Raw genomic sequence first — 10,355 nt, 5'->3', positions numbered from 1 at the left:
GGCCACATCGGCGCACCGGTAACCGCATGCGCCGCCGGCATCCAGGCGATCGGCGATGCGGCTCGCATCATCCGCGCCAATGAGGCCGATGTCGCTTTGTGCGGCGGCACCGAGGCATGCATGAACACCGTCAGCTTGGGCGGCTTCGCAGCGGCACGCTCGCTTTCGACCTCCTTCAATCACCGTCCCGATCAGGCCTCTCGTCCGTTCGACCTGTCGCGGGACGGGTTCGTCATGGGCGAAGGCGCCGGCATCCTGGTCATCGAGGAATTGAGCCATGCGCTGGCTCGCGGCGCGAAACCGCTCGCCGAGGTCGTCGGCTACGGCACCACGGCGGATGCCCATCATGTCACTTCCGGCCCCGAGGACGGCGATGGCGCGCGACGCGCCATGGAGATCGCGATTGCCCAGGCCGGCATCTCGCCACGCGAGATCCGCCACCTCAATGCGCATGCGACCTCCACGCCGGTGGGCGATCTGGGAGAAATCGAAGCGATCAAAAGGGTGTTCGGCGCGGATTTCTCGATCGCCGTCAGCGGGACCAAGTCGGCGACCGGACACCTGCTCGGCGCCGCCGGCGGGCTCGGCGCGATCTTCACGATATTGGCGCTCAGGGACCAGGTGGCGCCGCCAACCCTCAATCTGGGCGCGCCCGATCCGGCCGGCGACGGGATTGACTTCGTCGCGAACCAAGCCCGGCCAATGGAAATGGACTACGCGATCTCCAATGGTTTTGGCTTCGGAGGTGTGAACGCCAGCGCGCTGTTCCGGCGCTGGGACGGGCACGGCGCGAACGGTCGAGCCGCTCCTGGCTGACGCATTTGCTTCCGCCTTCCGATTTCCCCATTCCAGCCGCAAGAAAGTGATCTCATGACCAAGACCAATCCTGGCGTCGCCCTCGTCACAGGGGCATCCTCGGGCATCGGGCGCGCAACAGCCGCAGCCCTCCGGAACGCGGGCTTTCGCGTGTTCGGAACCAGCCGTCGCGCGATCTCCGAACAGTCCGACGGCGTTACCATGCTGACCGGCGACGTGACCGACGACGCGTCCGTATCGAAGCTGGTCGAAGAGGTGCTGGCCGAAACCGGACGCATAGACCTGCTCGTCAACAATGCCGGCATCGGCCTGCTCGGCGGCGCGGAGGAATCCTCGACTGCGCAGGCTCAGGCGCTGTTTGATGTCAATGTCTTTGGTGTCATCCGGATGACCAACGCGGTGCTGCCGACAATGCGACGCCAACGGAGCGGCAGAATCGTGAATTTGAGTTCCGTGCTGGGCCTGATTCCGGCTCCCTATTCCGCTCTCTATGCGTCGACCAAGCATGCGATCGAAGGCTATTCAGAATCGCTGGACCATGAACTGCGCTCGTTCGGAATTCGCGTGGTGCTGGTCGAGCCCGCCTACACCCGCACGTCGTTTGAAGAAAATCTCGCAAGGCCCGATCAGTTGCTGGACATCTATGGCACCGCGCGCGCCGGCATGGATGTGGTTCTGCGGAAAGCCATCGAGACAGGCGATGCGCCCGAGATCGTGGCCAAGACGGTCTTGCAAGCGGCGACCGCCTCCGTTCCGCGGAGGCGCTATGCTGCCGGAAAAATGGCTCGCCAGATCAGCTTGCTGCGCCGTTTCGTTCCCGAATCCGCCTTCGACAAGAGCCTGCGAAAGCAAAACGGCCTGCCGGCCTGATATCCAAGTCGCCGACAGGGTCCTTCGAGGCTCTCTGACACAGGAGTTGGGCAGCCGCAGCCGCCCACCCCCTTAGGCGGCGCTGCCGGTTCGGCGCGACGGGAGTTGCCCGGGATCACAGGCGGCATTTGCAGCGGCAGAGGTGTCGAAATGCCTCGGCTCGAAGGCCAGCGCATCGTGCATGGGAAGCGCTGCCGAGAAGAGGAAGCCCTGCCCGATCATGCAATCGAGCGAGCGCAGGATCAGGCGATCGGCGTCCGTCTCGACCCCCTCCGCCATGACCTCTATGCCAAGCGTTCGTCCGAGATCGATGACGGCCTTGACCAGCGCCTGATCTTCCACGGATTTGGCCAGATCGCGAACGAAGTCCTTGTCGATCTTGATCTTGCGGATCCGACTGTCCTTCAGCGAAACCAGGGTCGAAAAGCCGGTGCCGAAATCGTCCAGCACGATCGATATGCCCGCGTCCGCCAGGCGTTCCAGCTTTTCGTCGACCCGGGCGCGATCCACGGGCGCCTCTTCGGTAATCTCTATCTCGAGCATGGCCGCGGGGACATTCCTCGTCTTCAGGATGTCCAGCATCATATCGTCGACATTGCCTGCCTCGAGTTCACGCGGCGACAGATTCATCGCAACGCGCACATCCTGGCGCCCTTTCCTCGCCAGTTCCTCGATCATGGAGCAGCAATTGAGAAAGACCTTCTCCGTCAGCAAGGAAAGCAGACCGGTTTCGCGTGCCGCTGTCACGATCTCCGGCGGGGGAATGGCGCCGTGAACCGGATGCTGCCACCGCAGCAGCGCTTCGAAGCCGGCGACCGCTTGCGCGTCCAGCCGCACGATGGGCTGGAACCATGAGCAAAGCGTGCCTCTCTCGATGGCTGCGCGCAGGTCGCGCTCGATGCAGTGCTTGCGTTCGAGCCCCTGATCGAGCTCGGCATCGAAGAGGCAGTATTCGTTCCTGCCGCTGCGCTTGGCCGCGTAAAGCGCGAAGTCGGCGCGCAGCAGCATCTCCGTCAGTCGCGGTGTCTCCGATACGTATATACCGATCGAGGCGCCGACACGCACCGATTTCAATGCCGGATCCGGATTGGCGATGGCCGCGATGATCAAGGACGCAAGCTCGTCTATCGAGTGCTGCGAGCTTGCGGCGGGAAAGAGCAGCACGAACTCGTCGCCGCCGATGCGCGCGATCGTTGCCCCCGGCGGCGCGTGGTTCTCTATCCTGCGCGCGACCCGGACCAGCAGGTCGTCGCCGATATTGTGACCATAGGTGTCGTTGACGGATTTGAAGCCGTCGAGATCGATCAGCATGGTCACGAACGGACCGTCGGAAAAACCCATCTCGCCGATTGCGTGCTCGAGCCCGTGCCTGTTGAGCAAGTTCGTCAGCGGATCGCACCTGGAGTTTCGTTCCATCCGGGCTGCGAACGCCCTCGCCTCGTATTTGAGGCGGCTCGTCTCCTTGAAGCGGGTCTGCCCGAGCAGCGAGCTTCTGATCATGCCTCCAAGAAAAAGCAGGACCGTGAGGCCGAGGACGTAGTTCTCGATATTGCCTTTCGCCAACACGCATCCTGCGGCGATCAGAAGCGGCAATGTCAAGAAGTTGATCGAAGCCGGCGCGTATGACGCACCATAGGTGACCGAACCGGCCGACAGGCCGGCGAGCACGATCAGATAGAGCGGCGCCTGGGGAGTGGTGTATCCATCCGACAGCACGGCCAGAAAAGACCAGGCGATGCCCGATGCCAGGGCCAACAGCCCGTAAACGGAAAGCTGCGCATCGACCGGCCTCGACCGGCCATCGGGCCCATTAAAGGCAATTTCCGGCTGGGTGAGGGCCAGTCCTATGCGGGCGCCGTTGATGATGGTGACCGCCACAAACCACAGCGCCGCCGCCGGGCCACCGCCCGAGAGCATCTGCACGGCCAGGATCAGGGCCGAGAGAACGGTGCCGATGGGCATCGAGATGAAAAGGCCCTTCTTCAGGTCAGCGAACTGGTCCCGCAGAATTCCCGCTTCCACCGCTTCGCTTTGCCCCTGAAGGGCTGAACCTGGGCCAGGCTGGTCGGAATCTCTCATGCCTAGTGGCTAAACGAGCGGAATGAAAATCGCGTTAAGGATTTCAGCGACTTACGGCGCATCAGTCATGGATAGGCGAGCGCGACGGTCCGGCCCGCCTCCCCATCGGGGTCGAGGCTGTCCACAACTCCAGCCGAACGGACGGTCCCCACGCTGCCTCTGCGCTTCGATCTACCCCGGTGTGGCGGGAGTTTGCGAAAATCTTTGGGTCCGTTTGGAAACCGATCTGACGAAACTCCATCAGATCATTCGTCGGCCGCTACGGTCACCAAAGGATGGGTGTCGATGTCGTGACAGGCCTCGAATTTTGCCCATCGACTGGCGCAAAGCAGGCCAGGCGATCGTTGATTTGCCCAAACCAGCGTCGGGAGTCAGTCTGGCTCGGTCGGACTCCAATCGAACAGCGCAGGGAGAAAGAAAGATGGCTCAAGACCACTCTAAATCGAGCGGACCGGATCTGGCCCAAGGCATCGCGCTATCCGACCTTGCCGATGGCGCAAAGCTGGTCGGTCACTGTGGCGATGAACAGGTGCTGTTGGTGCGCCGCGGGACAGAGGTCTTCGCAATCGGAGCGGCGTGCACGCATTATGGCGGGCCGCTGGTGGACGGTCTTGTCGTGGAGGATACCGTTCGATGTCCGTGGCACCACGCCTGCTTCGATTTGCGCACCGGCGAAGCCGTGCGTGCGCCTGCGTTCAGTCCACTCGCCTGCTGGTCGGTGGAACAGCGGGGCGATCGCATATTCGTGGGCGAGAAGCGCAAGCGAGTGGCTCAAAAGCCCAGCAGCGGAGGAGCTGGCCAGTTTGCCGGCAGAATCGTGATCGTCGGAGGCGGCGCGGCTGGTTTCGCAGCCGCCGAAAGACTACGGCGCGAAGGCCATCAGGGCAGCATCGTCATGCTCAGCGACGACGAGGCGCCGCCCGTCGATCGCCCCAACCTTTCCAAGGACTACCTCGCCGGCAAGGCGCCGTCGGATTGGGTTCCGCTGCGCGGGGAAAGCTTCTATGCCAAGAACGGCATTGATCTGCGCCTCAAGACCAGCGTCGCCGACATCGATGTCCGGTCCGGCGAGGTCGTGCACGCAGACGGGAACCGAACTGCCTACGACCGTTTGCTGCTTGCTACGGGAGCCGAACCGGTCCGCCTCACGATCCCGGGCGCCGATCAGCCACAGGTCCATACGCTGCGCTCGCTCTCCGACTGCAGCACGATTATCGAGGAAGCCGAGACGGCCCGCAGCGCGATCGTGCTGGGCGCCAGTTTCATCGGCCTCGAGGTTGCCGCGTCCCTGCGTGCGCGGAACATCGAAATTCATGTCGTCGCGCCCGACGAACGGCCGATGGAGCGGGTCCTCGGGCCGCAGATGGGCGACTTCATCCGCAGCCTCCACGAGCAAAATGGCGTCGTCTTTCATCTCAAGGACACCGCGACCGCCATCGACGGCACGAACGTGCAACTGAGCAGCGGCCTTACGCTGACCGCGGATCTCATCGTCGCTGGCATCGGCGTGCGGCCGCGGCTCGGGCTTGCCGAAAAGGCTGGGCTCAGGCTCGACCGCGGCATCATGGTGGACGCCTTTCTGGAGACGAGCGCGCCGGGCATTTTCGCGGCAGGCGACATTGCGCGATGGCCCGATGCCCACTCCGGCGAAAACATCAGGGTCGAGCACTGGGTGGTCGCAGAAAGGCACGGACAGACGGCAGCTCTGAACATGCTCGGACAGCGCGAGAAATACACTGCCGTGCCGTTCTTCTGGAGCCAGCATTATGACGTCCCGATCAACTACGTTGGACATGCGGAGCGATGGGACGAGATCGCGGTGGAAGGCGACATCGCCGCCAAAGATTGCCTCCTGCGTTTCAAGCGCAAGGGACGCACACTGGCGGTCGCCTCGATTTTTCGCGACATCGAAAGCCTGAAGGCCGAATTGGAGATGGAACGCCAGAGCGCTACCTGATGAAGCATGCGGAGGCCGCTTAGAGCAGCGCACGCACGGAGGCGGCCGGCGTCGGTCTGCAATGCGCTCAAATCCGACATCCGACCGGAACGGCCGACCGCTGCAAATGTGATGCAGTTGAGGACCAAAGGCCGTTTTGCCGTTCCAGACGGCCTGGCGAAGGCTGATTTGCCGCCATGCGATCGGCGGTACCAATCGCCTACGAAAAGCAACAATGCGATGAAACCTTTCAGGGCTTCTTTCCGTTCGGTCGGAGGAGGATCCAACAATGACCGAACCCGGCGAAAGCAGTTCCCATAACCGGATCGACGACAAGCAGCTCGTCATTTTGCTGAAACAGAAAACAGGCATTTCGGACGCGCAAGCCAGGAGGCTGATAAAAGCGGTTGGACGCGATCGTCCTGCGCTGTTGCGGGAAGCCAGAATCATCAGGGCGAGGCACTCGGGCGTCTAGTTCACGCCGCCGCTTGAGCCGGTCGATGGACCTTTCCGAAAAACGGCCATCCCCTCAGCGTGCGACCAGCCGAGAAACCTTGAGCCGCGGCGCGAAGAAGCAGCGCAAATAGGGCTGATTGGTTATCACGTAGTTGTTTTCGCAGATATGATATTGGCCGTCCGGCGATTCCTGAACCCGATCTCGCGGGATGTTGAAACCGTCGGGCAAATAGGTATAGCCGCCGTCGGCTCTGGACCGCACCGAAGACTGAGGGATGGCGCGGCAATCTTGACTGCCGCAGCACTTGAATCTCGTTACCGGGTCAATCTTGTCTTCGTACCAATCATGCGCATTGGCGCCTGTTGCGGCGGCAATGCACATGGCTGTGAAGATGACCCTTCGCATGGCATTCCTCGTGTGCGGAGGCGCTGCTCATTCGGGCGTCATGTATATTAGCGTTGCGCCGAAAATGCCATTGCATCGCGAAGGCCCGGCACGGCAGCCGTCTGCCTCGCCCGCTCACACCAGCCATCGTTTTGGATGGTCTCGCCGGTCATGAACGCGTTCTGCATAAGATACAGACAGGCGGGCGCGCGATGTCGGAGGGCGTGGCGAAGCGCTTTTAGTCGTTGGTTGCTGCGTCTCGTTGCCCCAGAATCGCTTGTGCCTCCTGGCGGCATGCACAAGAATCGGCGGCTTGCGCAGACCTGCCGATTGCGAGATGGTGGGCGATGATCGCCGGTAGGTATCTGGATCACAAATTGGAATGCCCGTATTGCGGTGTGATCCGGTTGCAGATCCCCATCGATGCTCAACCCATTACCCAAATCCATTGTGCCGAATGCGGCAAATATCTGGGTACGTGGGACGAACTCCAGACCGACTTCGAGCGCCAGGGCGGCACCGAGGGGGTGTTCCGTCTGGACAAAGGGCGTATCCAGAAGCTCGCTTCCAGCCAATAACGGACCGCCGGTGCAGCCAAGCCCGTAATTGGCGGGAACTAATTTCTGACTTGAACGTTGCGCCGCCATAGGGGACTTCCCATGGCGCTCACATCTGACAGTCAGTCACAGGAAGCTGTTGTTCAACGGCTTGTCCGGGAGATCGGCATTACCGAAGCGCAGGCTTTGGAACTTGTTTCTTTCCTAGGCTTGAATTGGGGTTCGCTCGTTCGCGAGGCGAAGGCACTGCCGCTCAGGAAGTAGCCTGTTGACGAGCGAGATCCGGTTTTCTTGCACGCGTGCCAAGGCACGCGCTGGAAAGTGCGCAAAGATAGATTAGCGATCGCTTGACGAATCCGCCGACCGCACCAGTCTTGCGTCTATGGCAAGAGGCATCAAGGTCGGAGACGAGGTCGCCATCACCGCAACGGTTCGCCGGCGGGTGACGGAGGACCGCGTCAGCGTGTCGATTCCCTCCTATGAGCAGCCGCATTCGATCATCGACCGCACGTCGACCGTGAAGAGAGGCCAGCCGATCGAGCTCGTCGGAGATGTAACGCGCGTCAATGGGGACCGGGTGACAGTGAAGCTCGGCGTACCGGTTACAGTGGACATCGACAAGGTCAGGCTGGTGACCACCAGCAAGCCTCCCGCGCGAAAGCCACCGGTGGTTCAGCGGCCGGCGTAAGGAAGACTGTGCCTGCCGGCAGTTCCGGACGGAAACCCGAGTCACGCTTTCTAGAATTGCTCCGGCAAAAACCCGCCCGGGGAGGAGCGCGGGCGGGTTTTCGCAAGAGCGGCCACATGACTCGCTCACGGATGGCGGCCCTCATTTCGGAGCAAAGGTTCGCCCCGCCGCTGCGTACCGAACAGCAAGACCCGCGGAAGGTTCCCATCGAGCCGAACGCTCCCGCACGCGCCCTCATCTTGACGGCCAAAAACCGCAAACCCATATCGCAGCCAGGCCAGGATCGTTGAAGGTTCCGGCCCGTCTCAGAACTCAAATTGTTCGTTCGACTTGGAGGATCTTATGAACGATCGGATGTTTGACAGCCCTGTTTTCGTGAAGAGCGGGAACAGCCTCATCCAGGAAATCGCGTGCCTCGATGACGCCCTGGAATTTCTCTACGAATGGCCCAAGAACAGACGCGGCACCATCTACGAGACCGCCCTGCGTGCCTGTCAGCGAGCATTCGACAGCGACTATCCGCTAACGGCGGCCAGAGACGCGTTCTGCGGCTTCGCAAAGTCGGTCAAAATCCACGAGGACGTGAGTGTCACTTTGCCTTGGATGACCGGCAAGGGCCCAGGCAGCGGCGTGACTGCGTAGCCGCAAAAAGGAGGCAGTCACGATGCTTGCAAAACCGTTCGAAAAGCCGATCCGCGTCTGGGTCGGACTGGGATTTCCGCGTCAGCTGAACACTGTCGTAGACGCCTATCAGTTCGTCGCCGACTGGTGTGGCAACAGCCCTGAGCAGAAGGCGGCGATGCGTGCCTGCAAGGCCGCCTTGGCCGGCGAAATCGACGCAGAAACGGCGAGAGGCGTCTTCGTTGCCTTTGCCCGCCGGAAGGACATCCTCATCGAGGAGGGAGCAGTTCCGCTCCCAACTGGAAAGGCAGCCCAGCCGAAGCACGCTTGATGGGACCGAGGCGGCGGCCAACGCCGCCTCGTTTCACCTGTAGGACGCGAACTAGCGCTTGGCGCTGTCGCTGTCGGCATCGGCCCGGGCGAGGAATGTCTCGGTGACCTGCGGAAGATTGGCCTTCAGCCACTCGGCCATCGCTTCTTCTTCGCGCAGGTTCTGCTCACAGACCCGAGCAATCTCGGCTTCACCCACGGCTTCAGCGGCAGCCATGAGGATCGTATAGGAAGCGATCTCCATATGCTCGAAGGTGTAGCTGGCCAGAGAGCCTTTCATCACCTCGTCGCCGGCGAACACGCCGCTGATCGACTGCGCCATTGCGGTCAGTTTTCCGCCTGCGTCCTTCAGTGTTGACGAACCTTCTTCCAGGCCATCCAGGCAAGACTTCAATCGTCTCGCCTGCTCCTTGGTCTCGGCGAGGTGAGCGCGGATGCGTTCGCTGAGTTCCGGATAGCTCTCGAGCCGGCCCAGCTGGCCGGACAGCATCGTCTCGGCTTGCTCTTCCATTGCGTGAGCATCCCTCAGCCACTGGATCAGCCATTCGCGTGATTCAGACATAGTTTGTTCCTCCTGTTTGGGTGCGCCCGAACCACAAGGACTGCGGATTGTTCCGTGGCGAGAGTGACGGGAGTGGGCATGACGAGCAGCAGGCCCGCGGCTCCTCGAAAAGCGTCGCTGACAGGACGGAAGCCACGTCCGCATACCAAACTCCCAGAGGCTGGAACATTCCCAAAGGGAGGCGGTTTTGTACCTATCCAGGAGGAACAACCATGGCAGACGACACGACCAAGCGCGATTTCCGCGACCGCGGCCGCGTGTCAGGCGATGAGGAATATGAGGTCGCCCACTTCGCGAGGAAATTCCAGCTGACAATCCCCGAGGCTCGCGACCTCATCAAAAAGCACGGAAACGATCGTGCGACGCTGGAGCGCGAAGCAAGGGCGGTGGCGAGCCGCTGACGGGCGTTCGCACTTGTGCGGAGATACTGCGAAGGAGACTTGACATGGCTAACAACCTATCCCGCGAGGAGGAGCAGCGTGGCACCAGCAGGGTCTTCATGTGGGGCACCGTCGCCGCGGCCGCAATCTTTGTGGCCCTTCTGGCGCTATTTTGGTTCGGCTCGTGATTGCCGTCGGCCACAAGGCCAAAGACCTTGCGGCGTACCACAGCCCTGCTCGACCGGTCAGGGCTGCGTCCTTAATTTGGGATTTCGAAATGAGGCAACCGACGGCATGGGCGGGGGGCGATGGGGAGCCGTCGGTTACCAGGAACAGGGGCCATCGAATCAAAATATGCATAGGCCCTTATATGATCATGCCAGCAATTTGCGTTCTTGGAAACTGGTTCCGCCCGAAAATTCAATCGCCTATGCCTAAGAACGCAGATTCGAGATGATCTTCACGGGCCTCGCCCGCTACGCCGCATTTCGCTGAGCCGCCCTGAACGGATGGTCCATGGTAAACGCATCCGGCCGGATACGCCGCTCTACCTGCACCCAAGTAACGGGATGCGCGATGGGGAAGCCGGCGCGGGCCCGCGGCGAAAAAGCGCCGGCGGCCGTGTTGCCGCGTCCGTTGCGCAGATAATCGATGAAGATGCGGCCCTTGCGGGCC

At 61.7% G+C, this 10,355-nt stretch carries 14 protein-coding genes and 1 pseudogene; 11 read left to right on the top strand and 4 right to left on the bottom strand.

Features of this window, described 5'->3' with window-relative positions; all coding sequences use genetic code 11:
* Together EOA75_RS21730 and EOA75_RS21725 are read left to right on the top strand one after the other, a co-directional pair.
* The coding region (locus EOA75_RS21730; RefSeq protein ID WP_281058546.1) for a beta-ketoacyl synthase N-terminal-like domain-containing protein at window positions 1–816 on the top strand (816 nt) is incomplete at its 5' end.
* 54 nt (window positions 817–870) lie between these two features.
* On the top strand, window positions 871–1,686 hold the full coding sequence (locus EOA75_RS21725; RefSeq protein ID WP_127216762.1) for an oxidoreductase: 816 nt from the start codon (window positions 871–873) through the stop codon (window positions 1,684–1,686).
* A 72-nt stretch (window positions 1,687–1,758) separates the two neighbouring features.
* Here EOA75_RS21725 and EOA75_RS21720 read toward each other — a convergent pair whose 3' ends face one another.
* A complete protein-coding gene (locus EOA75_RS21720) occupies window positions 1,759–3,708 on the bottom strand; it encodes a GGDEF domain-containing phosphodiesterase (RefSeq protein WP_245466700.1) in 1,950 nt (649 codons plus the stop codon).
* Between the two features lie 478 nt (window positions 3,709–4,186).
* On the opposite strand from EOA75_RS21720, the gene EOA75_RS21715 reads away from it, so the two are divergent.
* Window positions 4,187–5,722, top strand: coding sequence for an FAD-dependent oxidoreductase (locus tag EOA75_RS21715; protein ID WP_127325124.1), 1,536 nt, complete (start codon window positions 4,187–4,189; stop codon window positions 5,720–5,722).
* 268 nt (window positions 5,723–5,990) lie between these two features.
* A complete protein-coding gene (locus EOA75_RS21710; protein WP_066992988.1) occupies window positions 5,991–6,176 on the top strand; it encodes a hypothetical protein in 186 nt (61 codons plus the stop codon).
* A 54-nt stretch (window positions 6,177–6,230) separates the two neighbouring features.
* On the opposite strand, the gene EOA75_RS21705 is transcribed toward EOA75_RS21710, so the two are convergent.
* Window positions 6,231–6,563, bottom strand: coding sequence for a hypothetical protein (locus EOA75_RS21705; RefSeq protein WP_127215351.1), 333 nt, complete (start codon window positions 6,561–6,563; stop codon window positions 6,231–6,233).
* Window positions 6,564–6,889: 326 nt separating this feature from the next.
* Here EOA75_RS21705 and EOA75_RS21700 point away from each other — a divergent pair, with 326 nt between their 5' ends.
* The 5 genes from EOA75_RS21700 to EOA75_RS21685 all read left to right on the top strand — a co-directional run bounded on the left by EOA75_RS21700 (window position 6,890) and on the right by EOA75_RS21685 (window position 8,739).
* The gene (locus EOA75_RS21700) at window positions 6,890–7,120 is read left to right on the top strand and encodes a hypothetical protein (protein ID WP_067321889.1); all 231 of its coding nucleotides are present in this window, start codon (window positions 6,890–6,892) and stop codon (window positions 7,118–7,120) included.
* Between the two features lie 81 nt (window positions 7,121–7,201).
* Window positions 7,202–7,363, top strand: coding sequence for a hypothetical protein (locus tag EOA75_RS34155; RefSeq protein WP_164747487.1), 162 nt, complete (start codon window positions 7,202–7,204; stop codon window positions 7,361–7,363).
* Between the two features lie 118 nt (window positions 7,364–7,481).
* Window positions 7,482–7,787, top strand: coding sequence for a hypothetical protein (locus EOA75_RS21695; RefSeq protein ID WP_066992982.1), 306 nt, complete (start codon window positions 7,482–7,484; stop codon window positions 7,785–7,787).
* 342 nt (window positions 7,788–8,129) lie between these two features.
* Entirely contained in the window at window positions 8,130–8,429 is a 300-nt protein-coding gene (locus EOA75_RS21690; RefSeq protein ID WP_067321894.1) for a DUF982 domain-containing protein, read from the top strand.
* Window positions 8,430–8,451: 22 nt separating this feature from the next.
* Window positions 8,452–8,739 (top strand): DUF982 domain-containing protein, encoded by a 288-nt coding sequence (locus EOA75_RS21685; protein WP_067321896.1) that lies wholly within the window; start codon window positions 8,452–8,454, stop codon window positions 8,737–8,739.
* 51 nt (window positions 8,740–8,790) lie between these two features.
* On the opposite strand, the gene EOA75_RS21680 is transcribed toward EOA75_RS21685, so the two are convergent.
* Window positions 8,791–9,300 (bottom strand): DUF892 family protein, encoded by a 510-nt coding sequence (locus EOA75_RS21680; protein ID WP_095801496.1) that lies wholly within the window; start codon window positions 9,298–9,300, stop codon window positions 8,791–8,793.
* A 212-nt stretch (window positions 9,301–9,512) separates the two neighbouring features.
* Between EOA75_RS21680 and EOA75_RS21675 the strand changes: the two genes are divergently transcribed.
* Window positions 9,513–9,701, top strand: coding sequence for a DUF3606 domain-containing protein (locus EOA75_RS21675; protein ID WP_095778947.1), 189 nt, complete (start codon window positions 9,513–9,515; stop codon window positions 9,699–9,701).
* Window positions 9,702–9,745: 44 nt separating this feature from the next.
* Window positions 9,746–9,868 carry a hypothetical protein gene (locus EOA75_RS35630; RefSeq protein ID WP_259979811.1) on the top strand — a complete coding sequence of 41 codons (123 nt, stop codon included), beginning with the start codon at window positions 9,746–9,748 and terminating at the stop codon, window positions 9,866–9,868.
* 288 nt (window positions 9,869–10,156) lie between these two features.
* Here EOA75_RS35630 and EOA75_RS21670 read toward each other — a convergent pair.
* Window positions 10,157–10,355 (bottom strand): annotated as a pseudogene (locus EOA75_RS21670) (DNA ligase D); the annotation flags it as partial.

It is taken from the genome of Mesorhizobium sp. M1A.F.Ca.IN.022.07.1.1, assembly GCF_003997575.1.
Classification (GTDB): Bacteria; Pseudomonadota; Alphaproteobacteria; order Rhizobiales; family Rhizobiaceae; genus Mesorhizobium.
The sequence above is the reverse complement of the archived record's forward strand: the minus strand, read 5'-3'. Positions and strand labels throughout refer to the sequence as shown.